The 26,992-nt window shown below is 71.2% G+C and carries 13 protein-coding genes; 5 read left to right on the plus strand and 8 right to left on the minus strand.

What is annotated here, in order from left to right; all coding sequences use genetic code 11:
- Positions 1-4: 4 nt before the first annotated feature.
- The 5 genes from OG912_RS03215 to OG912_RS03235 all read right to left on the minus strand — a co-directional run bounded on the left by OG912_RS03215 (position 5) and on the right by OG912_RS03235 (position 16,081).
- Positions 5-3,580 carry a S8 family serine peptidase gene (locus tag OG912_RS03215; RefSeq protein WP_327708069.1) on the minus strand — a complete coding sequence of 1,192 codons (3,576 nt, stop codon included), beginning with the start codon at positions 3,578-3,580 and terminating at the stop codon, positions 5-7.
- Positions 3,581-3,814: 234 nt separating this feature from the next.
- Positions 3,815-7,558 (minus strand): S8 family peptidase, encoded by a 3,744-nt coding sequence (locus OG912_RS03220; RefSeq protein ID WP_327708070.1) that lies wholly within the window; start codon positions 7,556-7,558, stop codon positions 3,815-3,817.
- Between the two features lie 147 nt (positions 7,559-7,705).
- Positions 7,706-8,563 carry a helix-turn-helix transcriptional regulator gene (locus tag OG912_RS03225; protein ID WP_327708071.1) on the minus strand — a complete coding sequence of 286 codons (858 nt, stop codon included), beginning with the start codon at positions 8,561-8,563 and terminating at the stop codon, positions 7,706-7,708.
- 223 nt (positions 8,564-8,786) lie between these two features.
- Entirely contained in the window at positions 8,787-12,083 is a 3,297-nt protein-coding gene (locus tag OG912_RS03230) for a S8 family serine peptidase (RefSeq protein WP_327708072.1), read from the minus strand.
- A gap of 245 nt (positions 12,084-12,328) precedes the next feature.
- On the minus strand, positions 12,329-16,081 hold the full coding sequence (locus OG912_RS03235; protein ID WP_327708073.1) for a S8 family serine peptidase: 3,753 nt from the start codon (positions 16,079-16,081) through the stop codon (positions 12,329-12,331).
- A 280-nt stretch (positions 16,082-16,361) separates the two neighbouring features.
- On the opposite strand from OG912_RS03235, the gene OG912_RS03240 reads away from it, so the two are divergent.
- Positions 16,362-17,108 (plus strand): helix-turn-helix transcriptional regulator, encoded by a 747-nt coding sequence (locus OG912_RS03240; RefSeq protein ID WP_327708074.1) that lies wholly within the window; start codon positions 16,362-16,364, stop codon positions 17,106-17,108.
- 24 nt (positions 17,109-17,132) lie between these two features.
- Here OG912_RS03240 and OG912_RS03245 read toward each other — a convergent pair whose 3' ends face one another.
- Complete coding sequence (locus tag OG912_RS03245; RefSeq protein ID WP_327708075.1) at positions 17,133-21,227, minus strand: S8 family serine peptidase; 4,095 nt, start codon at positions 21,225-21,227, stop codon at positions 17,133-17,135.
- Positions 21,228-21,478: 251 nt separating this feature from the next.
- Between OG912_RS03245 and OG912_RS03250 the strand changes: the two genes are divergently transcribed.
- Positions 21,479-22,705 (plus strand): metallophosphoesterase, encoded by a 1,227-nt coding sequence (locus OG912_RS03250; RefSeq protein ID WP_327708076.1) that lies wholly within the window; start codon positions 21,479-21,481, stop codon positions 22,703-22,705.
- A gap of 46 nt (positions 22,706-22,751) precedes the next feature.
- Here the strand turns inward: OG912_RS03250 and OG912_RS03255 are convergent, their stop codons facing one another.
- Positions 22,752-23,132: a hypothetical protein gene (locus tag OG912_RS03255; RefSeq protein WP_327708077.1), complete on the minus strand. Its 381-nt coding sequence runs from the start codon at positions 23,130-23,132 to the stop codon at positions 22,752-22,754.
- A gap of 671 nt (positions 23,133-23,803) precedes the next feature.
- On the opposite strand from OG912_RS03255, the gene OG912_RS03260 reads away from it, so the two are divergent.
- From OG912_RS03260 to OG912_RS03270, 3 genes are all read left to right on the plus strand, one after another.
- Complete coding sequence (locus OG912_RS03260) at positions 23,804-24,670, plus strand: helix-turn-helix domain-containing protein (protein WP_327708078.1); 867 nt, start codon at positions 23,804-23,806, stop codon at positions 24,668-24,670.
- Positions 24,667-24,918: a DUF397 domain-containing protein gene (locus tag OG912_RS03265; RefSeq protein ID WP_327708079.1), complete on the plus strand. Its 252-nt coding sequence runs from the start codon at positions 24,667-24,669 to the stop codon at positions 24,916-24,918. The genes OG912_RS03260 and OG912_RS03265 overlap by 4 nt, the downstream gene beginning before the upstream one ends.
- A 103-nt stretch (positions 24,919-25,021) precedes the next feature.
- A complete protein-coding gene (locus OG912_RS03270) occupies positions 25,022-25,840 on the plus strand; it encodes an SAM-dependent methyltransferase (protein WP_326739761.1) in 819 nt (272 codons plus the stop codon).
- Positions 25,841-25,874: 34 nt separating this feature from the next.
- Here the strand turns inward: OG912_RS03270 and OG912_RS03275 are convergent, their stop codons facing one another.
- Positions 25,875-26,708, minus strand: coding sequence for a PIG-L family deacetylase (locus OG912_RS03275; protein WP_327708080.1), 834 nt, complete (start codon positions 26,706-26,708; stop codon positions 25,875-25,877).
- Between the last annotated feature and the right edge of the window lie 284 nt (positions 26,709-26,992).

The following is a 26,992-nucleotide window of genomic DNA, read 5'->3' on the forward strand; positions in this document are numbered from 1 at the left end:
GGGGTCAGCCCAGGTCGGGCCGGTGGGTGACGCGGATGGAGTTGACGAGCGGCTGGTCGGAGGGGCTCGCGAACCGCAGGTTGAGCTGTCCGTCGCCGACGTGGACGGTGAACGTCCGGGCCAGTGCGCGATAGGTGCCGCCCGCCTCCAGGGCGATGTCGACGTCCGGGAGTTCCTGGACGCCTTCGGCGAGGACGTCGAACACCCGCTTGCCGGGCTGGGTGCTGCTCAGTTCGGCGAAGCCGAGCTCCACCTGGTAGGTGCCGTCCGGGAGACCGTCGAAGCGGTACTCGTAGGCGCCCTTCGCGGCGCTGGAGTACAGCGCCTGGTCGTCGGTGCCGGCAATGGACTTACGGGTGGTGACGGTGCCGGTGCGGCCGAGGTAGCCGTACGAGCCCTCGGTGTAGGCCCGGTCCGGGGCCCAGAGGTCACCGGCCGAGTCGGCCACCGGTCCCGCGGCGCCGGACCCCGCGTCGATCGCGGTGCGGTAGGCGGGCACGGCGACGGTGACGGGGATGTCGAGGACCGGCGCACGGCCGCTCTCGGAGGCCACCCGCAGGGTGCCGCGCAGGACGGAGCCGGGCGTGGCGCCCGAGGCGTCGAAGGTGACGGTCACCTTCTGCGGGGCGTCGGTGGCGAGCCGGCCGGCGGCGGGGTCGGCCGTCAGCCAGCCGGCACCGTCCTTCTCGGCGACGGTGTAGTCGGCGGCGAGTCCGGAGTCGGTGAGGGTGAAGGTGCGGGTGCGGCGCTCCCCCGCCGGGACGACGAGCTGCCAGCCGTCGTCGGGCGACGCCGTCACCCGGCCGGTACGCAGGGCGCTGTCGCCGCGCGAGACCTCGCCGCCGGAGAGCGTCGCCGTGCGAGTGGCGGCCTCGTAGTGGGGTGCGTCGACGCGGATCCCGTACGCGCCCGCGTCCTTGGCCGGGACCTGCACGAGGTACTGGCCGTCGGCGCCCGAGGTTCCGGTGCCCACCGTCGCCCCGTCGCGGCTGACGGTCACACGGGCGCCGACGAGTGCCTTGCCGTCGTTGGCGTCGGTGACCGTGCCGGCGAGGGACGCGCTCCTCTCGGGCCGGAACGCGAGGGTCATGCCGTCACGCAGGGCGGCCTCGTTGCAGGAGTACTGGAAGGCGTCGGTGCCGTCGTGGTTCTCGGCGCCGACGGTGGCGCTGGAGCCGCGTTCGGCGGCGCCGTCCTCGATGTCCTTGTAGTGGAAGGTGTAGCCGCCGTCCTCGTTCATGACGGCGGCGAAGCTCACGCGCTGGGGCTTGTTGTCGCTCAGGAGCACGTTGCGCCACTCGACGACGAGTTCACGATGCGGCGCGGTGCCCCGGAACGCGGTGTAGACGCCGGAGGAGGAGTCCATCAGGAAGTTGTCCCAGAACGGGTAGAGAGCGCCGTTCGGGGTGCCGGTGAACGGCAGTTCCTCGTTGATGCTGGTCGTGCTGCTCGGGCCGAAGGCGAGGACGCCCTCGACCGTGACGTTGGCCGAGGTGTACGTGTGGCCGTACAGCGCGACGGGGAAGGGCAGTTCGACGGGGGCGCTGCCCGCCGCCCCGCTGAGCGGCAGCTTGGTGTCGCCGGTCGGGTAGGGGGCACCGGCGACGACTTGGCAGGTGGTGCCGTGACCGTCCGTGCGTACGGGCAGGTCGAGGTCCTTGCTGCTCGTGCCGTCCCCGACGGTGATCTGGAACGCCATGGCCTTGGCGCACTTGTCGCCGGGTGTGACGGCCACCTGGTACGTGCCGACGGGCAGGTGGAGCGCGTACGCGCCGTCGTCGCCCGTCGTCATGGAGACGGGTGTGTCGGACACCGCGAGTCCGGCGCCCGCCTCGGGGCCGCCCTTGACGCGTACGGTGCCGGTCACTGCGCCGGTGGGCGCGGTCTTCAGATCGGCGTTCCGGGTCACCGTGCCGTTGGCGACGACGGTGACGGCGGAGGTGTCGGTGAGGTAGCCGTACTGCGAGACGGACACGGTGTAGTCGCCGGCCATCGTCCTGCTGAGCGCGTAGGTGCCGTCGTCGGCGGTGCGGACGCTCGCCTGCATGGGGCCGTCCAGGCGCACGGTCGCCCCGGCGAGGGGCTTGCCGTCCGCGGTGACGGTGCCGGTCAGCGCGCCGAGCGGGCCGCGCGGGGTGGACATCACGGCCGCGTAGGCGTCCAGCTTGCCCTCGCCCCAGACGTTGTTGTTGGCCACGGTCCCACCACAGCTCGGGTCGAACGTGTCGACGGCCGTGCTGTCGAGCAGACGTTCCGTCTCGTCGACGTTGCCGCGGATGTCGGGCGAGGCGGACCACATCAGGGCGACGGTCGCGGCGGTGTGCGGAGCCGCCATCGATGTGCCGTTGAGGGACTGGTATCCACCGCCCGGCCAGGCGGAGCGGATGTCCACGCCCGGTGCGGCCAGATTGGGCTTGATGCCGCTGCCCTCGCCGGCGCCGCGCGAGGAGAAGTCGGCGATGTCGCCGTTGCTGTCGAAGGCGCCGGAGGAGTAGGCGTTGTCGTAGCCGCCGGGCGAGCCGGTCGTCAGACAGTTCGGCCCGGCGTTGCCGTTGGAGAACGAGGCGAAGATTCCCGCGTCGTGCCAGGCCTGGACGGTGGCCTTGTACCAGAGGTCGAGTGTGGTGGTGCCCCAGGAGTTGTTGACGACGTCCGGGGCCAGGTCGGGTCGGGGGTCGGCGCCGGTCCTGTCGGTCGGGGCGAGGATCCACTGTCCGGCGGCGAGCAGCGCGTCGCGCGGGCAGGCGTTGTTCTCACAGGCCTTGGCCGCGATCCAGGTCGCTGCGGGGGCGACACCGACGGCGTTGGCGGTGCCGTCGTCGCCGACCATCGTGCCCATGGTGTGGGTGCCGTGCCCGTCGTTGTCGCACGGGCTGTCCCCCGTACAGTCGTCGGCGGGGTCGAACCAGTTGTAGTTGTGGTCGTACGTGCCGTCGGCACGGTGGCCCCGGTAGCTTCCGGTCAGGGCGGGGTGACGGTAGTCGACTCCGGAGTCGATGTTGGCGACGACGATGCCCTCGCCGTGCTTGCCCAGGTCGTTCCAGACCTTGGGAGCGCCGATCCGGTCGACGTTCCATTCCACGCCCTCGACCGTGTTCACCCGGCCGCCGGTGGTGGCGTGCGGGAGGACGAGCGGTTCGTCCTCCTCGATCGCGGCGACCTCCGGCCGCGCCGCGATCCTGACGGCGAGCGCCTTGTCGGCCGTCACCTTCAGCGTGTTGGCGATCCAGTACGACGTGTGGGGCGCACCGGCCTTCTTGAGAAGGGCGGCAAGGCCGGCCTGGCTCCGGTCGGCCTCGGCCTTCTTCGCCTTGATGACGGCACGGCCGCGGTCGGCCTTGATCTTCACCTTGCGGGCGGCGGAGGTGTCGGCCTGCTCACCGAGCTGGATCCAGAAGGTGGCCCGGTCCTTCGCGGCGAGCTCCTCGCGTACCGCGCTGTCCGTCTTCTGTATGTACGGGCTCGGCTCGGACGGGGCGGCCGCCGCCGCGGGCAGCAACCCCAGCATTGGCAGGCCCATGACACCCACGAGCAGGAGGGCGACGCTGCCGCGTCGCCGTGAGGGAACTTGCCTCAACACGCACTCTCCTTCACAGGAAGTCCACACTGGAGCCGTGGGACGTTCGCAAGGTGGTGACCACAGCAGTATGGGTTCGACACAGCAGGTCACCGGGGTTGCAGAGATGGCGAGTTGGCGACATGACGCGCTCTCGCCAACCGACCGTCCGGACGGTGGGCGGTACGGCCCCGCCCAGACGTCGAGCACCCCCGGACGGGGCCGTCCGGGGGTGCTCGACGGGGCCGGCCGGTTCCGTCACTTCACGGCGTAGGCCCGGGTGATGGTCTGCTGCACCGTGTTGCCGTCGGCGTCCTCGGCGCCGATGCGCAACGAGACGAAGCCAGGGCCCTCGGGGTGGTGGGTGGACACGGTGAACCGGCCGTCGGCACTGCCGGTCACCCCCGCCCTGTGCCAGGTCGTTCCGTCGTCGTACGAGACGTCCGCCGTCAGCGTCCTGGCCCGCACGGGGCCGGCCGTGCCCGGCTCCTCGGTACGCACATCGAAGCTGAACTTCCTTCCTGCGGGAGCACGGTTGAGCAGATCCAGCGGCAGGTCGTAGTAGAGCTGCAGCAGTGGAAGCGGCGTGGTGCCGGAGGCCGGGCGGGCCGAGGTGAAGCGCCACTCCGAGTGTGTTTTCGTGGACATCTTCCAGTACTCGGCGGTGCGGGCACTGTCCATGACCAGGGTGTACTCGGTCGGCTCGGCGTAGGGGGCGGGGAACGATCCGGTGGCCGTGATGCGTTTGGCCAGCACCTCACCGTGCGCGGAGAGCTGGGTGGTGAACTTGTCGGTGACGTAGGAGTACACACCGTCGTGCCCGGCCTCGGAGTCGGTCCAGGGAGTGATGGCCAGGTTCATCTGGGTGGCGCCGCGTACCGGCACGTACTCGGGGTCGTTCTCGGGAACGGCCGGACGGGACACCTGCTTGAGCCAGCCCTCCTCGAGGACCTGCCCGGGGCTGTAGTCGGTCATCGGCCCGCTGTAATGGCTGCCCCATTCCTTGTCCAGATAGACGAGGTGGCGCCAGGTGACGCCGTTCGCCGACACCCACTCGGTGCGGTGGATGGGCGCGGGCAGGGGACGCGGTGTGGTCCAGACCGTGGCGGTGGGGGCACCCGGACGGTAGGCCCAGCGCAGGTCCTGCGCGTCCGGGTGCGCGGTCTGCGCGTGGTAATCGGCCTCAATCCGTGCGGAGTTGCCGCTGTCGACCGTCAGCGTGGTGTCGTCGGGAATCCGACCGTCCCACGGAAAGAGCAGGTCGTACGCGTAACGGCTGGCCGCTTCCGCGGCGATCAGCAGGACCTGGTGTCCGGACGCGGCCTCTGCGGCGAGCTTCTGCCCCGGCCCGGCGTCGAGGGTGAGGGCGGGTATGGCGAGGGTGGCCGTGCCGGCCGACGCGAGATAGCGGCCGGGCTCGCTGGTGTAGAGGAGCACCGCCTTCGCGCCCGCCTTCGCCACTGCAGCGACCTGGTCGGCGAGGGCCGTGTCCGCGGATGCGCGGATCAGGGCGATCCTCCCGGACAGATCCACTCCGGTGAGGTCCGCAGGCGATGCGGTGCCGACCGGGACGACCCTGCGCAGGGAGACGCCGTCGAGCCTCGGGGACCCGGTCACGTACTCAGGACTCCGTACCGTCCCGTGCCCGACCGCTTCGATCCGGATCTCGGGGGTGTACATCACCCACTGGGTGAACAGCGTGAACTGCTCACGGGTGGTCTGCTCGGTCGGCAGCGCGTACACGCGGTCGACGTACTGGTCGAGCTGCGCGATCTGTGTCACCGAGCGGGATCCGCTGGAGCGTTCGTACCCCACCATCAAGCCGCGGTGCTCGGCCGGGGTCGGGGTCTTGACCTTGATCTCCTTCGCGGCCGTGCCGTCGAGGGTGATCGTTCGGTCGCTGTCGACCACCATCTGCGGATCGCCGGCGAGCGTGAAGTCGACGACCTGCTTGCCCGCCTCGTCGAGCCCGGCCAGGAAGCCCATCAGGCTGTAGTTGCCCGGCTGTACGCGGAAGATCGCGTCCCCCTTGGAGTTGAGGGGCAGGGTGGTGAGCGCGCCGGTGTCCAGGTTGTACAGGCTCACGTCGCTGTTGCGGTAGGCGACCTGCCCGGCGTGGTTGACGGCATGCACGGTGAGGACGGCCACCTGGGCCTCCTTCACCAGGCCGAACTCGGTGTGCACGGCAACCGATCCGTCACGCGCGATCGCGGTGAGCGCACCGCTGATCCGGCCACGCGGGCCGGTCCCTGGGGAAGCCGTCAACTGCACCTCGGCGGTGCCGTGGGCGGGAACCGTCACGGTGTCCGCGGAGGCGGCGACCATGCCGGCGGGCAGCGGGGCCCCCAGGCCGTTGTCGCCGCGGACGGACAGGTCGAGGACCTGCGCGGTGTCCCCGTCGTTGCGGTACTCGACGGTGCGGGTCACCGGGTCGTGGTCGACGCCGTACTTGAAGAAGCCGTAGCCGACCGAACCCGTCGCGGTGAGGGTCTGGCGGGTGGCCCTCGCCACGTCCACACGGCCCGCGCCCTGCTCGTAACCGGTCGCCCCGTCCACCGACTTGGAGGTGGACATCAGCGCGTCCTTCAGACGCCGCGGCGACCAGTCCGGATGCTCCTGGACCAGGATCGCGGCAGCACCCGACACGTGCGGCGTGGCCATGGAGGTGCCGCTGAGCGCCGTGTAGTGGTCGTCGACGACCTGCCCCTTGGACGTTCCCGCGGCCCGCGCGGCGACGATCCCGACGCCGGGCGCGGAGATGTCCGGCTTGAGCGTGGTGTTGGCGAGGGGGCCGCGGCTGGAGAAGGACGCGGTGACGTCGTTGTGGTCCACGGCCGCGACGGCCAGGGCGGAGGGCGCGGCGGCGGGGTTGGAGACGGTGTTGGGGGCGGGCCCCTCGTTGCCGGCCGCGATGACGAACAGTGCGCCGGTCTCCTCCGTCAGCCTCTCCACGGCGAGGCTGGAGGGGTCGTCGCCGTTGCCCGGACCGCTGCCCAGGCTCATGCTGATCACCTTGGCACCGGTGTGCGCGGCCCACTCCATGGCGCCGATCACGGCGGACGAAGTGCCCTGGCCGTTCTTGTCGAGCACCTTGCCGATGACGAGCTGCGCGCCCGGAGCGACGCCCTTGTACTTGCCGCCGGAGGCGGCGCCGCTGCCGACGACGGTGTCGGCGACATGAGTGCCGTGGCCGTTGTTGTCGACCACCGATGCGGCGTCGCCCTCGGTGGTGAAGTTACGGGACTCGACGACCTTGCCGCTCAGGTCGGGGTGGGTCGCGTCGATGCCACTGTCGAGCACGGCGACCTTCACGCCCTCGCCGTCGTAGCCGGCCTGCCAGGCGGCCGGGGCACCGATCTGCGGGACACTCCGGTCGAGGGAGGCCGTGACCTTGGCGTCGAGCCAGATCCGGGTCATGCCCCCGTCGAGCGCGGACCGCCTGTTGTTGCCGCCGGGGCGCACCGCCTCGTCCCAGAACGTCCTTGCCTGCTTCTTGTGCGTACGGAGCGCGGCGGCGCCGAGGCTCTTGAGGGTCCTGGTGCGGGCGGTACCGTCGGGCACCGTGGCGCGGGCGGCGCGGGCTCCTGATCCGTACGAGACGATCAGCGGCAGGTCCGCGGCGTGCGCATCGTCGTACCCCTGCTCGACCAGGGCGCTGACGTTGAACAGCTGAGCGTCGACCTGGCCGGCATCGACCAGCTCCCGCGCCTGTTCGGGAATGACGAACAGGCCGTCGGACGATTCGCTGATGAACGCGTTGTGGCGGACGGTGCCGCCCTCGGCGGGGACGAGCATCGCCGAGCGGCGGCCGTCCGGCCACTGGGTCAGACGCACCACATCGCCCGTGACGAGGGTGACCTGATGCTCCGTGGGCTGCGCTGCTGCGCCGGGGCTTTCGGGGACGGACGGGGCGGCCACGCCCGGCGTCTGGCCGAGGCCGCTCACGCTCAGGGCGAGGGCGGCAGCCGCCGCCAGTAGGGGTAACCGTCTGGATCCGGGCACGCGGAGCTCCTTGTCGACACGGGGGAAGTGCAGGGAGACCCCCGGAGCCTCGCCGATGCCCGCGCGCCACGACAAGGCGTTCCGGTGGCGAGTGTGCGACAGCCTGCGCGCTGGCGCCGCCCCGCCATCCGGTGGTGCGACCGGCCGTCACATCCAGTTGTTGCGCATGGCGTACCAACCGAGCTGGAGCCGGGACGTCACCGACGCCAGGTCCATCAGCGCCCGCAGTCTGCGCTGAACGGTGCGGGGCGAGGTGCCCAGTTGCTTGGCGGTGGCCGCGTCCGTGAGGCCGGAAAGCATCAGCTGGAGGATCTGCCGGTCGACCGGCGCGAGTTCGGCGACTTCGCGCAGATACGGACGGGAGTGCCGCCAGGCCGTCGCGAACAGCTCGGTGACCAGCATGGTGAGCGGCTGCCGCAGCAGCACCGCCCGCTCCGGGCTGAGCTGGACCATGGCGACCTCTCCGTCCGCGATGGCCAGTTTCAGCAGGGGGCTGTCGATCACCCGGACCTGCTCACCGCTTCGCACCCGCTCCTCCAGGGCGGCCACCGCCGCCGGTTCAGCGAGGAAGTCCCGGTCGACCAGGAGCTGGTAGGTGACCCCGGGGACCGAGCCGACCCCTGGCGGCTCCTCGTCCGGCGTCGAGGTCAAGGTCCTCGGGACCGGTGTGACGGTGTTCAGTCCGGTCAGGAACGCCTGGAACGTGAGCCGGGCGCCGGTCTCCAGCTCCAGGATCCTGCGCCCCTGGGCCGCCGGGCCGTCGACTGTCTCCACGTACACCAGGCCGTCGTCCGCGGGCCGGTCACGGACCAGGCCGGCCACGGCCGACTCGGCGCGCCGCAGGTCCTCCCCCAACTGCCCGAAGACGGCGTGCAGTCTCTCCTCCGTGACCGCCGCCGCGTCGTCGTGCGCGGGTTCGCGGGCGGGCGGACGAGACGCGTGCTCCGGCACCTCGGTGGTCCTCGCGGGATTTCCGGGATCGAGCGGGGGCTTGGGCGTGGACATGGGCCTCAGTCTCGCCGACGCCCACGGTCGCACGCCGGGGTCCGGAGCCGCTCGGCGGAAGGGAGGAAGGGCCCGTTCACCTTGGGATTACTGGCCGTTGAGGGGGGCGCCACTGTGCGGGAGGTGGCGATGGCGAAAGTACGTCATGTCGTATCCTCGCCACCCCCGCGAACATGAAAGCGGGCCGGCTCCCCCGAAGGCGCCGGCCCGCTCGGGGTCCCGTCTAGCCGAGGGACTTGTTGACCTCGAAGGCCCGGGTGACGGTCTGCTTCACCGAACTGCCGTCACTCGCCGTGACCGTGGCGCGCAGGGTCGCGTACGACGCACCGGTGGGAGCGGTCAGTGCGGCGTGCGGCGGCGTCCCGCCCTTGCCGTCAGCAACCTTGACGGTGTGCCAGGTGGCACCGTCGTCCCAGCTGACCTCCAGCTTGACCGGGGCGACGGCGGCTTCGACGGCACCCGGTGCCCGCTGGACCGTCACGTCCACCCGCGTCGTCGAGAAGCGAGCAGCACCGCCGGACGCGTCGAGACCGTGCGGGGTGAAGCGGACGGCCATCAGCGGCAGGACGGTACCGGCCCCGTCGTCGGTGTCCGAGTCGAACGCCCACTGCGCCTGCACGCGGGTGGACAGGGCGGCGTAGGCCTGGTCACGGGTGAGGTCCGCGTCCAGGGTGTACCGGCCGGAACCGGCCGGGACCGGGGTGGACTTGGCGCTGCCGATGGCACTCCACTGGCTGACCTGCTGCCCGTCCTTGGCGAGCTTGAGCGTTCCCGTCGCGCCCCAGTCGGAGCCGCCGCGGGTACCGTCGCCGTCGACGAACCACGGCGTTCCGGCCCAGACCACGGTGTCGTCGACCCGGTAGGCGGCCACGGCGGGCAGCGCCGGTCCGACCACCGCGGACGCGAAGTCCAGGCGGCGCAGAGCGTGCGGGCCGAAGGACTGCGTCGACGTCACGATCGACTGACGGCCGGCGATCGTGGCCCGGTCGAGCCACTCACCGGCTGTGCGGTAGTCACGCACGATCGAGGGGAAGCGGACCTGCTGGTCGATGAAGAGCGGCAGCAGGGCGTCGTCGTCCGGCGTGGCCCCGGTGGTACCGGCGGCAGGGGCGCCCTGGGCGTTGAAGTGCACGCGGACGTCGGTCAGGTCACGGCGGTGCACCGAGAAGGCGGGCCTGGCCGGCACACCGTCGTTCCAGGTCCGTGCCACGTGGTAGAAGAACGGGCTGGGTGCCTGCGTGGAGGCGTCCTTGGACGCGAACACGGCGAACGTACGGTACTTGGCGTCCGCCTCGGCGAACGGCGTCGCGTACAGGGACTCTCCGGCACGCTCACCAGTGGTGACCACGCTCAGCGTGTACATCCCGGTGCCGGCGGGCAGCGCGAGCGCGGCCTGTACGGCCGTGGCACGGGCGGCCGGGTCGTGGACATCGACGGACACCGGGACGGCGGTGCGGGCGTCGAGGTCGACCGTGGTGTCGTCGAGCGGGGTGACGGAGGTGGCGGCCATGGTGGTGGTGCGCTCCGAACCGGTGCCGCTGTTGATCGTCATGCCGACCCAGTACTGGGCCTCGGGCACGGTCACCGCTGCGGTACCCGCGGTGAGGCGGACCGGGTAGCGGTCGCCGGTCCAGCGGTTGACCAGCAGGGCGGTGCCGGTGGCCGGAGTGCCGTCGCGCTGCTCGGCGTGGAGCGTCACCTGGTGGCTGGGCACGGGGCTGTCGACGCCGAGGATCGTGCGGGTGACGGGCTTGCCGTCCTGCGAGGCGGTGAGGACCGCGGACCACGGGCCGTGCGGCAACAGGGCGGCGCGGGTGGTGACGGTCGCCGTCGCGGTGCCGTGCGCGGGAACGGTGACCTGGTCGCGGTCCACCGAGAACTGCGCGGCGTTGCCCGGCTGGGCGGTGGGCGAGAGCGGCTTCTCGATGGCCAGGTCGAGCGTCGTGGCGCTGTCACCGTTGTTGGTGAAGGTGACGGTGTGCTCGGTGTCCTTGCCGGCGCCGTCGGACCAGCCGGCCGTCGTCGTCACGTTGGCCGGGGCGGCGAGGACCGTCTGCCGGGCGGCGCGGCCCACGTCGACCCGGCCGGTGCCCTGCTGGTAGGCCGAGCGCTTGGTGTTCGGCTCGGCACTGTTCATGAGCGCCGTCTTGATCTGTTCGCCGTTCCAGTCGGGGTGCGCCTGGGCGACGAGTGCGGCGGAGCCCGCCACGTGCGGCGTCGCCATCGACGTACCGCTCTTGGAGGTGTGGCCGCCGCCCATCTTCGCGGCGACGATGCTGACGCCGGGTGCCGTGATGTCGGGCTTGACCGCGTTGTCGCTCGGGCGCGGGCCTCGGCTGGAGAACGCGGCGAGTTCGTCGTCGGCGTCGACCGCGCCCACGGCGAGGGCGGCGTTCGCAATGGCGGGGGCGCCGACCGTGCCGGTGCCGTACTCGCCGTCATTGCCCGCGGCGACGACGAACAGCGTGCCGCTGCTCGCCGACAGGTCATTGATGACCGCGATCGCGGGGTCCGTCTCGTCGGCCGGCCCGCCCAGGCTCATGTTGACGACCTTGGCGTGAACGGTGTTGACCGCCCAGTCGATACCGGCGAGGAGCGCGGAGGTCGGGCAGGATCCGGTGTTGTCGCAGACCTTGCCCACGGCGAGGGAGGCGTCGGGGGCGACACCTCGGTAGGTGCTGTCGACCCCTGCGATCGTGGAGGCCACATGGGTGCCGTGGCCGTTGTCGTCCTCGGCACTGTCGCCGCCGAGGAAGTTGGCCGAGACGCTCACCCGGCCCGCCAGGTCAGGGTGGTCGGAGTCGTAACCGGTGTCGAGCACCGCGACCTTGACGCCCTTGCCGGTGTACCCGTCGCTCCACGCCTGCGGGGCGTTGATCTGGGGGACGCTCTTGTCCAGGGCGACGTGCATCCGGCCGTCCAGCCAGAGCTTGTTCGCACCGCCGGCCAGCGAGCGGCCGGTGCCGGCGGTGAGGCGCTTCCAGGTGGCGGCGGCGTCCGTGCGGCCGTGCGGGTCGAGCGAGGTCAGGCCCAGACGGGGGATCGCCTGGCCGGGGCGGGCCGCGCTGCCGGCCGCCTTGCGGGCCTGCTTCGCCGCACCGGTTCCCTTGGCGTGCTGGACGATCATGCCCACGCCCGCGTCGGCGGTGGTGCCCTTCGTTCCGTAACCGGCCTCCAGCAGCGCCTTGACGTCGAAGAGACGGGGGTCGAGCCGGCCCGCTGCGAGCAGCGGATCGGCGTCCGCGGGGATGACGCTGACGTCGTCCGATCCCACGGAACTGGTGGTGAAGGAGACGTTCTCGCGGCCGGGTGCCGGGGTGACCGTGGCCGAGCTGATGGCGGTGCCGGAACGTTCGACCGTGACGGTGTCACCGGTGGGCAGCGGCACCGTGAAGGTCGCGGGCACGGCAGGCCTGCCCGTGTTGTCCTGGCCGGGCGGGCCGGCCGCCTGCGCGACGGTGACGGGTATGAGCGTCGCTGCCACCAGACCGGCGGCGGCGACGATGGATCTGACCTGCATGAAGGGAACCCCCAAGGTTCACGGAACGGACGCGTCGCATCCTCGCAGCGCCGAGGCCCGTCAACCGGGTTCGCGTGGTGGCGACTTGACGACGCGTCGTAGTCCCGCCACCGCTCCGGAGCACGAAGAAGGGCCGGCCCGTCGTGCGACGGACCGGCCCGGTGGCGTACGGCCGTGCCGCCGTCCTGAGCCGATGTACGTGCGCCGCGGGGCCGTCCCGGAAGGGGGCGGCCCCGCGGCATGTCTCAGCGGACCTCGTAGGCGCGGACCATCGTCTGGCCGACCGACGCGCCCTGCCCGTCGGCGAGCGTGACGCGCAGGTGGACGAAGGTGCCGGCGGGGGCGTCGCCGGGCACGACCGCCCGCCAGGTCCCGTGCGACCGCTTCATCTGTGCCGGGTGCCAGTCGGTGACCGCGGCCGTGGTGGTCTCGTCACCGTAGGCGTACTCGACGCGGGCGTCCTGCAGGACGACCGGACCGTCCGCGCCGTCCACGACCGCGCCGACGCCGATCGTCGTCGCCTCGCCCGCAGGGCGGGAGTTGCGCAGATCGGACGGCAGGTCGAGGATCGGGACAAGCAGGCGCTGGGCGCCCTGGTCGGCGGCGCCGGAGCGGAAGTTCCACTCCGCGCCGTAGGCCAGCCCGGTGCGGTCGATGGCGGTGGCGGGCCGCTGCCACGACTGGCGGAACGTCACGTCGGCCTGCTCCCGGGGCAGCTCGTAGATGCCCGAGACCTGGGCCTGCGGCTCGCCGTTCACGAGCAGCTGACGGGTACCGGTATCGAGCCGGGCGATGGTGGAGTCGTGACCGCCGGCGTCGCCGAACGGGGCGATGGTGAAGGTGAGCCGGTTGCTGTTACGGGTCATCAGCGCGGGGCTGTAGGTGTTGCGCACGGGGCCGTACGGCGACTTGTACCAGTTCGCCGTGGACGCGCCCTGCTGTACCGCGCGCGGGCCGTCGTACGCGGTGCCGCTGTTCGGGCCGAGGTCCCGACGCATCAGCGTGGTCCAGGTCAGGCCCTCGCTGCCGGACGGCGTGAAGTACTCGGTGCGACGCTGCGGGGCGTGCAGCGGCAGCGTCGTGCCGCCGGCCCACACGGCGGCCATGCCGGGCAGACCCACCTTCACATCGGACCAGTACGTCGTGTCGCCCGTGGCCTGCTGCACGTGGTAACGGGCTTCGGTGGCGGCGAGCTTGCTGTCACGGACCCGCTGGATGCCGGGGCGGATCGCGTCCTTCGAGGTGTACGCCAGGTTGTAGACGTATGGGCTGTTCGCGGTCGCGGTGCCGGACCAGCTCACCTTCGCCGAACCCGTCTGTCCGGCCTCCGCCTTCAGTGTGAGGGCGTCGTCCCAGGTGATGGTGGCCTGCGGAACGCCCCCCTCGGGGCCGGTGATCTGGAAGCGGCCCTTGCTGTCGGGGACCGCGGCCAGGACACCGGCGGCTCCGGCCTTCTTGGCGGCGGTGTCCCACAGGTAGGCGTTGCCGCCGCCTGTCCCGGCGTCCACCAGGGCGACCTTGCCCTTCAGGTCCTGGGCGGCGAAGTTGGCGTCCGTGCCCTTGCCGATCGCGACGACCTCGGCAGTGCCCTTGCCGTCGAACTCGGTGGCCTTCTGCACCGGCAGCGGGTCCAGGACCCGTCCGCCGCCCGTGGTGAAACCGGCCTGCGGCGCGGTCTGCCGTACGGAGGCGAGGAAGGTGACCTTGTCGGCGTGCCGGACCGGCTGCGCGTAGATCGCCTTGACGTACGACGGAACGGCGGTGGCATAGCCGGCGAGCATGCGGCCGGTGTCGTCCAGACCGTAGGTCAGTCCGATCGCGAAGCCGTTGGGCCGGCTCGCCCGGTCGGTGTCCCACCCGACCTGTTCGGCGTCGCGGGCATCCAGGGTGACGGTGGTGTCGCCGGAGACGGTGAGCTCCGGCCGGTAGAGCTGGGACACCGATGCCACGCTGCCGATGTCACCCGGCTCGTCCCTGGTCATGATCATTCCACCGAGGGAGTACGTACCGAGCGGTACCCGGATCGTGGTGCTGCCGGCGGTCGGGTAGCCGATCGTGTACCGCCGAGCGCTGTCGCGGTGGTCGTCGAACAGCTGGAACGTCGAGAGCGAGGAGGCCGGGTCGCCGTGCCGGTCCAGGCCCTTGACCGTCAGGTCGGCCGACGGCACCTCCAGGTGCACGCCGAACGGAACGGTGACGCGCACACCGTGCGCGCCCGTGCCGACGAGGCGGCCGGTCAGGGTGCCGTAGTCACCCGCGTCGAGCTTCGCCGCGGGGTCGATGCGCACCGGCACGTCGGCGGTGCCGTTCGCGGGGACGGTGACCCGGGTACGGGCGGCCGAGGCGAAGCCGCGGACGCGGGAGCCGTCGTCGCCGCGGACGTCGCTGACGGCGACGGTGAGCGTGACGTCCTTGTCCGTGACGTTGGTCAGCGTGACCGCACGGTCGACCGCGTCGAGTCCGGCCTGCGGGTACGCGAAGTCGCCCAGCAGCGGATTGGGGTCGCCGACGACGGGCTGGGCGGTCGCCCGGGCCACGTCCATCGGCCCGGCGCCCTGGTCGAGAACGGGTGCGTCGGTGTCCTTCGCGGACGAGGTGAGCAGCGCCTTGAGGCGGGCGGGGGCCAGGCCGGGGTGCTGTTGGAGCAGGAGCGCGGCGCCGCCGGCGACATGCGGGGTGGCCATCGAGGTGCCGGACATCGACTGGTACGCCTGCGCGTCGCGGCCGCCCGCGCGCGCCGCGACGACGTCGACGCCCTGGGAGGCGATGTCGGGCTTGGCGTTGATCCCGTCGGCGGAGGGACCCCGGCTGGAGAAGTACGCCGTCTCGTTCTTGCGGTCGACGGCGCCTACGGTGAGGGCGCTGGGTGCGCAGCCGGGTGTGGAGACGGTGCCGCGCAGCGAGGCGTTGCCCGCCGCGATGACGAACAGGGCCTTGCTTCCCAGGCGCTGGACCGCTTCGACGTCCGGTCCCGCGCAACTGGTGGCGCCATCTGCGCCGAGCGACATGGAGACGACCTGGGCGCCCTGGGCGACGGCCCACTCCATGCCGTCGACGATGCCGCTGAGCGTGCCGGAACCGTCGTCGCCGAGCACCTTGCCGACGAGGAGGTCGGCGCCCGGGGCCATGCCCGCGTACCGGCCGGCGGAGGCGGCGCCCGTTCCGGCGATCGTGGACGCGGTGTGGGTGCCGTGGCCGGTGCGGTCCTGGGCGTCCTGGTTGAGGACGAACACCTTGGTCTGCTTGATCCGGCCCGCGAGGTCGGGGTGGCCGGCGTCCACACCGGTGTCCAGGACCGCGACCTTGACTCCGGACCCGTCGAGCCCCGCCTTGTGCGCGGTGGCGGCTCCGGTGAGGGGGACGGTCGGGGTACCGAGTGCGTCCACGGCGTTCCCCCGGACCTTGGCGTCGAGCCAGATCCTGGTGACGCCGCCGGCCGCACGGGCCGAGTCCTTCGCCGGGGCCAGGTCCTTCCATGCCTCGGCGGCGGACGTCTTGGTGACGGCCAGTCCGGCGCCGCCGATGGAGTCGAGCGCGGCGGTCGTCCTGACGCCGGGGCGGGCGGTGCGCGGCATGCGGCCCCCGGCGTATTCCACGACCACCGGCATGGTGGCGGAGTGGGCGTCGTCGTAGCCGTCGGCGACGAGCCGGCCGATGTCGAAGAGGCGCACGTCGACGAGTCCGGCGTCGATGAGCTTCTCGACGCCCTGCGGGAACACGTACGTGTGGTTGCCGTCCTGCCAGACGGCGGCGGGGTGGTCGGTGCCGTCCACGGGGCGGGGCGATGCCGACAGGACCTGGCCGTCGTGGTCGACCCGGGCGTCGACGACGTCACCGGTGACGAGGGTGACGGTCACGGTGCGCGCGGCGTCGGTGCCGGTCCCGGTCACGGGTGTGGTGGTGGCCGTACCGGCCTGGGCCGCGGGTATGCCGACGCCCAGCAGGGCAACGGCCGCGAGCCCGGCGGCGGTGGACCGCCATGGTCTGCTGCGTCTCACGGGGGACAACTCCTGATCGAAGGGGTGGTGAACCAGAAGCGTCGCCAATTGCCGGTCCTCATGGGCGCGTTCGGGCTGGCGAGAGGCCGCCATGGCGTAATCACGACAGGTCGGCCAGCGCGCACCCGCACGCAGCCGACGTACCGCCGCGGGGGTCCCTGCCCGGAGGTGGGCGGGAGCGGCGAGAATGGGGGGCATGTCGCCCGTCCCAGTAACACCCTCCCAACGGCCCGACGGCTCCGCGCCGGCCGGTCCTGCCCTGCGCGCGTCGCTCGCCGAGTTGCAGGACCATCTGCGGGGCGCGGACGCCGCGCTGACCCGGCTGCTCGGACAGTGGGGATCCGGCGCCGGCGCGAGCGACGAACATATCGTCCGGGTCCTGGAGAGCCGGGAGGAGCAGGCACGGCGCATCTACGACATCGAGTACGCCGCCCGCACCACGTTGTGGGGCTTCCAGTCGGGGGCGAACACGGTGGCACCCGTACCGACGACCCTGCCGGACGGACCGGACGGACCGGACGGTCAGCCGCCGGACGGAAGTGGACCGCCGATGCGCAAGGACGGCAATCCGGATGCTTCCTACCGCATCGTCGTGGACCGCGACTTCCTCTCCGAGCCGGCGGCGCTGCGCGCGCTGGACCTGCGGGTGGAACGGGGCCACCAAGTCCGGGTCGTCGATCAGCCGTTGATCAAACTGCTCATAGCGGACGGCGAGACGGCCATGGTCCAGGTGGAGCCGGGAAGGTCCCTGGAACTGCGGCCACCGCTCGTGGTGCTGGCGATCGAGCTGTTCGAGTCGGTGTGGCGCCGCTCGCGCCCGTATCTGCGCGAGGACGGCGATCTGAGCCCCACCGACCGCCGCATTCTGCAGCTGATGCTGGCCGGGCTGACCGACGCGGCGACGGCCCATCAGCTGGGCACGTCGCCGCGTACGGTGCAGCGCCGGGTGCGGGCGCTGATGGATCTGGCCGCCGTGACGTCACGCGTCCAGCTCGGCTGGTACGCGATGCGCAACAACTGGGTGTGAGTACCCGGCACGGCGGCCCCGCGCCTACATCAGGTCCAGGTAGTCCTCCAGCGACTTGCCGCGCAGGCGCTTGACCGGGTCGGTGTACCGGTCGGCCCTGCTGTTCTGCGCCAGGTAGTTGTCCTTCACCCAGGCGAGGTCCTTCGCGCCGACGGTGCCGTCGTGGTCGATGTCGGCGGCGCGCTCGGCCGTCCCGCGCGCCGCGTACACGGCGGCCGCGTCCCGGACGTCGACGACGTCGTCGCCGTTCACGTCACCTGCGACGAGGGCGGCCGCCGAACTGGCGGTGTTGCCGGCCACACCCCAGGTGCCGTCCAGGCCGAGGTCGATGTCCTCGGTCCAGGTGAAGTGGCCGGGCGCCGTCACCCGGAACCGGTACGGCTTGTCGGACGGGGTCAGCCCGCTGACGGAGATCCGGCCGGTCTTGTCCAGGGCCGCCTCACGGCTGGTGCCGTCGGGTGCGGTGAGGGTCGCCTCGATGCCGTCGGCGGTGTGGTCGCGGACGTTGTCGTACGCGCCTTCCCGGGTCAGCAGGGCCTGGACGGCCGGGCGGGCGACGAAGGTCGACGTCGGGTTGAGCATGCGCACCGCACCGTAGAACTGGATGTTCAGGTTCGTCTTGGTGCCCGCCGTGTCGACGGCCGAGGTGCTGCCCGTGCTCAGGCCGGCGTTCGCCGTCACCGTGCCACCGGTCACCTCGTACGTCACCTTCACCAACGGCATCGAATCGCCGCTGAGGCCCGCACTGTCGGCGACGTCGAAGGAGAGCGTGCTGTACGAGGACGATCCGGCCGACACGTCGGTGCGTCGGATCTCGGACGGGCCGTGTGCCTTCAGTTCGGCGGTCGGTTCGATGGAGACGAGCTTGACGTTCCGGTCGTCGTAGCGGAACTGCGACGTGAACGTCTTCCAGTTCTTCAGCTCGTGCGCGGTCAGCGTGTACGTGACACGGTCACCGGCGCGCGCCGACGCGGTGCTCGCGTCGCCGACCACATAGGGCGTGCCCTTCCTCATGATGTTGACCTGACGGATGCCGCTGATGTTGCCCGCGGCGTCCGTGGGCCACAGCTTGAGCTGCGCGACGGGCGGGCCGACGGGGAGCTTGACCTGCCCGTTCACGGTCCCGTCCGACCCCACGCCGAGGTTGCCTTCGGGCGCGTTCGGGCTGTAGAGCGAGTAGTACAGGCGGTTGTCGCTCTGACCGATGTCGAGGCCCGCATCGCGGATGTCGTCGGCCTGGGCGTCCAGCAGGGTGCCGGTCACAGGGAACGTCGTGGCGTCGGCGGGCTGTTCGACGACGGTGGGGTGGGCCGGGTCCCAGGCTCCGTAGGTGTCCTCGTACGCGGGCAGTTGCGTGTCCACGTACACGTCACGCAGTTCGCTGTCGGTACCGCCGGCAGCGTCCGTTCCGACGATACGGAGCTTGTAGTGGCCGTCGTCGATGAAGCGGCCGCGCGGGTCGAACGGGGTGGCCTTGTCACCGGTCGACGGGAAGTACCAGGGGCCCACCGTCGCCGGACCGTAGAGGACGCCTTCGGTGAGACCGACGGTGTTGATGCCGCCGATGTAGCCGAGGTCCTTGCCGTCGGCGTCGGCGAGGAAGATGTCGATGCTGCGCAGCTGTCCGGCCATCCTCAGGTTGAAGGTGGCCGCACCGCTCCCGACGGCTCCCTGATCGGAACCCCGTCCGGTCGACATGACGGACTTGGTCATGTCGACCTCCTCGAACCCGGACTTCGCGACACGCATGCCGAACGGGACGTGCAGCGCGGGCATCCCGCTGCCGCTTCGCGGGGTCAGCGTGACCGTGCCCTCGTAGTAGCCGGCCGCGGCATCGGCGGGCACCCGCAGGACGGCGGCAACGGACTTCCTGCCGTGGGCTCCGACCTTGATCCGGTCACCGGTGGTCAGGGTGATGTGCGAGGCGTCGGCGTCCGCGGAACTGCCGGAACCGCGGCTGAAGGCGGTGCGCACGTCGTATGTGACGGGCCTGCCGCTGTCGTTGACCACACGCAGGGTGCGCTGGAGGTTCGTGGCGCGGCCCACCGGCAGCACGCCGAGGTCCAACGCGCCGGTGACGGCGTCGACCTCGGTCTGCGAGCCGTCGACCGTGACGTGCGGGGTGGTCTCCGGGACCTGCACGGCGGCGGTGGCGTGCACGGCTGCGTACGGATCGACGGCTCCGGCGCCGGCCTCGAAGACGCTGACGTCGCCGGGCAGTTCGGTCGCCGTGTTCATCAGCGCCGTCTTGATGTCGTCGGGGCTCAGCCCGCGGTCGTGCTGGAGCATCAGCGCGGCGGTGCCGGTGACGTACGGTGCGGCCATCGAGGTTCCGCTGAGGCGGGCGTACGCGTACGTGTAGTCGCCGCCGACCGGGTCGATGATGTCGGCCGGTACGGACGACAGGACGCTGACGCCGGGCGCGGTGACCTCGGGCTTGATGGCGGCGCTGCCGTAGACCGGGCCGCGCGAACTGAAGTCGGCCAGTGTTCCGTCGCCGAGCCGGAAGGTTCCGGCCGGGGTGAACGAGACCTCGGCACCTGCTGCCGTCAGCGCGGCGCCGTCCGCCGCGGTCAACGAGAACGCCGGAACGTAGTTCGGGCTCTCACCGATGTAGTTCGGGATGTGCCCCTCGTCGGCGTTGTTGTTGACGAGGAGAACGGCCGCGGCGCCGTTGTCGTGTGCGCGCCGCACCTTCTCGTCGAGCGGGATGCCGCCACGCAGGACCAGGGCGGCCTTGCCGGTGACGTCCTTGCCGGTGTATCCGGCAGCGGTGCCGGTACCGACATCGACGACCGCGAGGGGGCCGTCCGCCAGCTTGTCGAGGGCGTCGCCGTAGGGCTGGGCGAGCAGCCGGCCCTGCGCCGTCACCGATCCGGCGGTCAGCGTGTACGCGGGCAGCGTCAGCGGTTCGGAGTGGGCGCCGACCGTCAGCGAGAGGGCGGACGCGGCCGGCGTGGCGACGGTGCCCGGCTTCGGGCCGCTGTTTCCGGCGGCGATGACGGTGGTGACGCCCGCGAGGACGAGGTTGTCGGCGGCTATGGACTGCGGGCTGAGCGGGTCGTTGATGGCGGCGCCCAGGGACATGTTGACGACGTCCATGCCGTCGTCGGCCGCCTTGTCCATCGCGGCGATGATGTTGCTGGTGCTGCCGCTGCCGTAGGGGCCGAGGACTCGGTAGGCGTGGACGGAGGCACCGGGGGCGACGCCGTGCGCGGCCCGCGCCTTCGCGTCGGCGCCCTGTCCGGCGATGATGCCGGCGACATGGGTGCCGTGCTCGGTGTAGTACGTGGAACCCTGGTTGGTCTCGGCCTGACCCGAAGCCTTCCAGTCCTCGTACGTGGTCTCCATCGGGTCGGCGTCGTCGTCGACGAAGTCGTAGCCGCCCGCGTACACGCCCTTGAGGTCGGGGTGCCGGTAGTCGATCCCGGTGTCGATGATGCCGACCTTGACGCCCTTGCCGGTGATGCCCTCGGCGTGCAGACGGGCCACGCCGTCGTCGGCGCTGCCGGTCTCCCGGCCGCCCTGTGTGGTGGCCTCGGGGTCGGAGAGCGCCTTCACCGTGCTGTCGGGCCACACCGAGGCGACCTCCGCGTGGTCGAGCAGCTCCGCGACCCGGTCACCGGGCAGGCTGAGGCTGACCCCGTCGAAGCTGTGGGTGTAACTGCGGTGCAGCCGGGGCGCCCGGGACTGCTTGCCGGACTTCCCCGCAGCCGCTCGCTGCTCGGGGAACATGTCCTTCAGCACGTCGCGGAACGCGCCCTGCGCCTCGGTCACCGCGGTGCGCGCGTCCTTCTCGCTGAGGCTGCGCCCCTGGGCGGCGGCGAGGAGGCGGGCGGTCCGCGCGGGAGGCGTCCGCAGTTGCACGATGACGTCCACGGGGTCGGCGGACTTCAGCGCCGCCTTGTCCGTGACGTGCAGTCCGCCGATGTCCAGCGTCGCCATCCGGTGCAGCGCCTCTCGCTCCTGGCCGTCCAGGGAGGCGAGCACACTGCGGGCGCTCGGCGTGGTGCCCGGGTCCGGTGCCGCGACGGCCGCGGGTGCCGCGCCCGCCACAGCGGCAAGGACGGCGGCCGCCATCACCAGGGACAGGCGTCTTTGTTCCGGGACATGGGTCATGTCTGTCTTGCTCCGCTCTGGACTGCGCCGGGGACCTTCGCACGATCATCGGCGCGTGGCGGAACAACAGGGAAGGGCGGCCGGTGGCGGCTTCACGACGTGTCGTCAAACCGCCATCACCGGCGCGGCACCCGAACCGCGAGGGGCTGCCCGCGGAAGGAGCTCCCCCGTGACGGGGAATCTCCGACGCAGGTCACCCGGGACGACCGGGTACAGTGCGCCGGCAGCCCGGTTACTTGAGGAGGGGAAGCGTGACCGACACCAGCGAAGCCCGATCCGCGGACGGTGCGGCGGATCCGACCCGGCAGAGTCGACTGCGCCGCCTGATGCGTTACATCCCGTTGATCGCCCCGGTCCTGCTGTGGGCCGTGCCCTGCTGGGTGCTGCTGCACGCCGGTCAGCACTGGCCGCTCCCCGTGGCGCTGGGCGGCACCGCCCTGTGCGCCCTCGGTCTGGTCGCCATGCCGCTCGCGATGATGCGCGGTCACGGCCGGCGGCAGCAGGACCGGGCGGCGATCATCGGAGACACCCTCCTCGGGGTCGGCTGGGTGCTGTTCACCTGGTCCGTCCTGCTCGGCGTCCTGCTGCGCCTCACCCTGACCGTGGCCGGTGCGGGCGACGGTCAGAGCCGGGCGCGGATCGTCACCTGGGCGGTCCTCGGCGTGGCCGCCGCGCTGCTCGGCTGGGGGTACGCCGAGGCCCGCCGGGTACCACGGGTGCGTCGGCTCGACGTGCAACTCCCGCGTCTGGGCGCGGGATTGGACGGCACCCGCGTCGCCCTCATCACCGACACCCACTACGGCCCGCTCGACCGCGCACACTGGTCGGCGCGGGTCTGCGCGAAGGTCAACACCCTGGAGGCAGACCTGGTCTGCCACACCGGCGACATCGCGGACGGCACGGCCGAACGCCGCCGTGCCCAGGCCGCGCCCCTCGGCACCGTGCAAGCCACCCGGGCCCGGGTCTACGTCACCGGAAACCACGAGTACTACAGCGAGGCCCAGGGCTGGGTCGACCTGATGGACGAGCTGGGCTGGGAGCCGCTGCGCAACCGTCATCTACTGCTCGAACGTGGCGGCGACACCCTTGTGGTCGCCGGCGTGGATGACGTCACCGCCGAGTCCTCCGGCCTGACGGGCCACCGCGCCCACCTCGCCGGCGCCCTGAACGGCGCCGATCCCGACCTGCCTGTGCTGCTCCTGGCCCACCAGCCCAAGTTCGTCGACCGGGCCGCGGCGGGCGGCGTCGACCTCCAGCTCTCCGGCCACACCCACGGCGGCCAGATCTGGCCCTTCCACCACCTCGTCCGCATCGACCAGCCCGCCCTCGCCGGCCTCAGCCGCCACGGCGACCGCACCCTCCTCTACACCAGCCGCGGCACCGGCTTCTGGGGCCCGCCGTTCCGCGTCTTCGCCCCCAGTGAGATCACCCTGCTCGTGCTCCGCTCCCCGCAGCGGCCACCCGCACCGGCCCTGTGACGAGCCCGAGGCCGACAGCCGAAGGCGCCCCCCTCGTGGTGAGTGATCAGCCGGCCTCGACGCCCCGCGCCGACAGAGGCCCCCAGGTGTACCGGACGCGGACGCCCTGATCGCGGAGCCAGGCGGCCTCGCGATGCCGGAGTTCGCGCGCGGACTCCGGGGCGATGGCGCTGGGCCAGCGGACGAGTACCTCGGTGACGTCGCCCGTCTGCGCGAGCTGCCTCACCCGCCGCCACCCTCTGCGCCGGGCCGGGTCGGGCTCACCGTAGGTGTCGGTGACGACCTCGGCGATCGTCAGTCCGCGCTCCCGGGCGAACGCCCTGCCCTCCGTCTGTGCCCGCTGCGCCGCCTCCCCGGGCACGCCGCGGGCTCGGTCTGCGCATACGTACAGCACGACGGGAGGGGCGGTTTCACCGTGGGGGGTCATGGGTGCCTTCTGTAGGGGGATCGAGGAGGAGGGGTTCGTCGCCGCGTGAAGGGGACGCAGCGAGCCCGTGCGGTCACTACGGGGAAGGACGCCGTGTGGGGTGTCGTCCGAGGCCCTCGACATCAGGAGTGGTCCGTCAACTCGGTCCGGACAAAGCCGCCTTCACCCCTTACCGGACGCACGGAGCCCCAGCAGTGCGCGAGTTGCTGCAGACGGAGCCGGTCGCGCACGGTGTCGCGGGCGGATCTCGCACCGGTCCGCAGGGCAGGCAGGCCGAACCAGTGATCCCGGCGCGGCACCGCCCTTGCTAAGGCGGGGAGCGAGGCGCGGGCCGAGGGCATGGACAGGGTCACGGATGTCGCCTTCCAGCGCCTTCCGGAGGGCCGGGCGCGGTGAGGGGATGCGGGCTGCAACTCGTGTGGTGAGAGGCGCATTCCGGGGCAGGCGCCCGGCGACGGGGTGACGCCGACACCATCGGCATCACGCGCCCCCTCCGGGGCCGGATCCTGTGCAAGAAATGTGACTTCACCGCTCACACAACCACTATGCGCGTGATCGGTATCACGCTGCAACCGACTCCCTGATAATTTCAGCAGCACGGGTATCACCCTGGCCCCCACATCAAGTGGGTGTCAGAATGGTTCTGTTGAAGGACCATCAGGAGGTTGGGCGTGAGCGAAGCCCGTTCCGGCACCAGCGCGCCGACAGTCCTGCGCATGATCCTCGGCCGTCGGCTGCAGGACATGCGGATCGGCGCCGGCGCCTCGCTGGAGGATGCGGCCAAGGCTCTGCGCGTGACATCCCTGACGATCCGCCGGCTGGAGAAGGCCGAGGTCGCGCTGAAGCCTCTCTACGTCGAGAAGCTCCTGGAGACCTTCGGCGCGGACCGCCAGGAGATCGACGAGTTCGTCGACCTGGCCGAGCAGGCCAACAAGCCCGGCTGGTGGCACTCCTATCGCGATGCCGTCCCCAGCTGGTTCACCGCCTACGTGAGTCTGGAAACGGGCGCCAAGACCCTCCGCACGTATGAACCCCAGTACGTCACGGGCCTTCTGCAGACCCGCGACTACGCGCACGCCGTGCTGCGCGGCGGCTTGCCGAACGGCAGCGAGGAAGATCTCGCACTCCGAGTGGAACTGCGGCTGCGCCGCCAGAGCCTGCTGGAACGGGACAACGCCCCCACCTTGTGGGTGGTCATGGAGGAAGCCGTTCTGCACCGGACGGTGGGCAGTCCTCAGGTGATGCGAGAGCAGCTCGAACGGCTCCTGGACGTCTCCGAACTCCCGCACGTCAGCCTCGACATCGTGCCCTTCACGGCGGGTGCGCACATCGGGGCGTGCGCCCCGTTCACGTACTTCCGGTTCGAGGAACCCGAGTTGCCGGACATCGTCTACAGCGAAATCCTGTCCGCCGCCGTCTACCTCGACCAGCGCGCGGACGTCGTATCCCATCTGGAGGCACATTCCCGGATGGCGTTGCAGACGTCGTCCGAGGACAGCAGGGCGCTCTTGAACCGCATGCGCAAGGAGTACTCATGACGATCACCGACGGGACCATCTACAACGGCATGCCGGCCGTCGAACTCGGGGAGCAGGGCTGGGAACGCCCCTGGAGCGGGCCGAACGGCGGTCAGTGCGTCGAGACGAAACAACTCAGCGACGGCCGTGTGGCCGTCCGGCAGTCGACCGACCCGGCCGGTCCGGCGCTGATCTACGCGCCGGAGGAGATCGCCGCATTCGTCCGCGGGGTCAAGGAGGGTCTGGCCGATCACCTGGCCGCCGGGTGACGCGGTGACGCGGTGACGCGGTGACGCGCAGAGTAGAAGGGGCAGCGACACCGGTCCCGTACGTGGCTTCCGGGCCGACAGAGACACAGATGAGGGGAAGAACATGACCACCAGGCAGGCCGGCCGGGATCTCGACACGAGCAGGCCGCACTCGGCCCGGATGTACGACTACCTCCTCGGCGGCAAGGACCACTTCGAAGTCGACAAGGAAGCGGCCCTGGCCGCCGCCGAGGCACACCCCGGTCTCTACCTGACCGCCCGCGAGAACCGGGCGTTCATGCAGCGGGCCACTCGTGTGCTGGCGCAGGAGCACGGCATCCGCCAGTGGCTCGACATCGGCACCGGCATCCCGACCGAGCCCAATCTGCACCAGATCGCCCAGTCCGTGGTGCCCGAGGCCCGCGTCGTGTACGCCGACAACGACCCTCTCGTCCTGAAGTACGCCGAACGTCTCATGCGCAGTACGACGCAGGGCCGCACGGCCTACATCGAGGCCGACGCCACCGACCCCGATGCGCTGATGAGTGCCGTGGAGGACTCGGGGGTCCTGGACTTCGACCAGCCCATCGCCCTCTCTCTCAACGCGCTGATGCACTTCATCACCGAGCCGCACGACCCGTACAGCATCGTCCGCCGGCTGCTGGACCCGCTCCCGGCAGGCAGCGCCCTCGCCATGAACCACTGCACGCCTGACTTCGACCCCGAGACCTGGAACCAGGTCGCGGAGGTCTACACCAACTCCGGGACTCCGGTGACCTTCCGTTCGCACGGCGACGTCAGCCGCTTCTTCGACGGGCTCGACCTGATCGCCCCCGGCATCTGCTGCTGCCACCGCTGGCGGGCCGCCCGGCCCGCCCCGGGTGAGCCGGAGATCGCGGACGCCCAGATCAGCCTGCTGGCAGGCGTAGGCATCAAGCGCTAGCGTGTCCGGCCGCGGTCACGGCCGGACCAGCGGATCAGCGCAGTCCGGCGAAGAGATCCGTCTCGGGCACGGCTGCCTCGGTGGCGCCCTTGACGCGTACGAAGGTCTCGATGCCCATCAACTCGCCGAACCTCTCCTTGCCCATCTTGAGGAAGAAGATGTTCTCGCCCTGACTGGCGTGCGCAGCCAGCGCATCGTACTTCTGACCGCTGAACGCGGCGGTGTCCACCCACGTGGTGATCTCGTCGTCGGGCAGGCCGATCTCGGCCAACGCCGCGGCCTCGGCAGGATCCGGCTCCGGCATGTCCTCGTGGAACTCACGCATGATCTCGCCGAATCGCTGCATCCCCGAGCGGGGCATCGTCGTCCAGTACACCTTCGGCGTCAGCCCGGTCATCTCCAGTGCCGCCGTTGTGATGCGGTTGGCCTGAATGTGGTCGGGGTGGCCGTAGAAGCCGTTCTCGTCGTAGGTGACGACCACATCGGGCCGGTACTGCCGCATGAGTTCCGCGAGTCGGGCGGCGCCTTCCTCCACGGGGGTCCGCCAGAAGGATCCGGGGGCGTCGTTGCTCGGCCAGCCCATCATCCCGGAGTCGGCATAGTCCAGCATCTCCAGATCGCTGATCTTCAGGACGTCACAGCTCGCCTTGAGTTCTTGACGGCGCATCGAGGCGACGGCCGCCGGATCGTGCCCGGGATCGCCCGGCTTGACGCCCCCCGTTCCGTCACCGCAACCGCCGTCGGTACACGTCACCAGAACGGTGCGGATGCCTTCCGCCGCGTATCGCGCGAGGACTCCTCCGGTTCCGGTGGCCTCGTCGTCGGGGTGGGCGTGTACTGCCATGAGCGTCAACGGCCGGTCAGTCATGAAACGGTCCTCCTGCAGAAATATCTCTTGGTCCGCGAGCGCGACGGGCGTACCGCGCTCCCGGGGCCCGGCTCCTGGGCGGAGAACGGACGACCGTGTGGCCTCCGTGTTCCCCGCCCGCGCGGCGCCGGTCCCTCGATCGATGCAACGGTGACGGACGGACCGGCTGTTCCCGGCGCAGCGAATCGGCCTTCCATGCCTCGGAATCTCACACGCGAGAGCCTGTGATCACGCGTTCACTCACCTCCGTCACACACCGTCTCTCCACACTTGTACGATTTTGA

Origin of the sequence: Streptomyces sp. NBC_00464 (assembly GCF_036013915.1) — a bacterium.
Taxonomy (GTDB): Bacteria; Actinomycetota; Actinomycetes; order Streptomycetales; family Streptomycetaceae; genus Streptomyces.

What these genes read in the sequence shown, in the direction of transcription:
- OG912_RS03225 (WP_327708071.1), bottom strand. Translation starts at nt 8,563, where the DNA reads ATGTCCACGCCCAAGCCCCCGCTCGATCCCGGAAATCCCGCGAGGACC.
- OG912_RS03275 (WP_327708080.1), bottom strand. Translation starts at nt 26,708, where the DNA reads ATGACTGACCGGCCGTTGACGCTCATGGCAGTACACGCCCACCCCGAC.
- OG912_RS03230 (WP_327708072.1), bottom strand. Translation starts at nt 12,083, where the DNA reads ATGCAGGTCAGATCCATCGTCGCCGCCGCCGGTCTGGTGGCAGCGACG.
- OG912_RS03265 (WP_327708079.1), top strand. Translation starts at nt 24,667, where the DNA reads ATGACGATCACCGACGGGACCATCTACAACGGCATGCCGGCCGTCGAA.
- OG912_RS03245 (WP_327708075.1), bottom strand. Translation starts at nt 21,227, where the DNA reads ATGACCCATGTCCCGGAACAAAGACGCCTGTCCCTGGTGATGGCGGCC.
- OG912_RS03255 (WP_327708077.1), bottom strand. Translation starts at nt 23,132, where the DNA reads ATGACCCCCCACGGTGAAACCGCCCCTCCCGTCGTGCTGTACGTATGC.
- OG912_RS03270 (WP_326739761.1), top strand. Translation starts at nt 25,022, where the DNA reads ATGACCACCAGGCAGGCCGGCCGGGATCTCGACACGAGCAGGCCGCAC.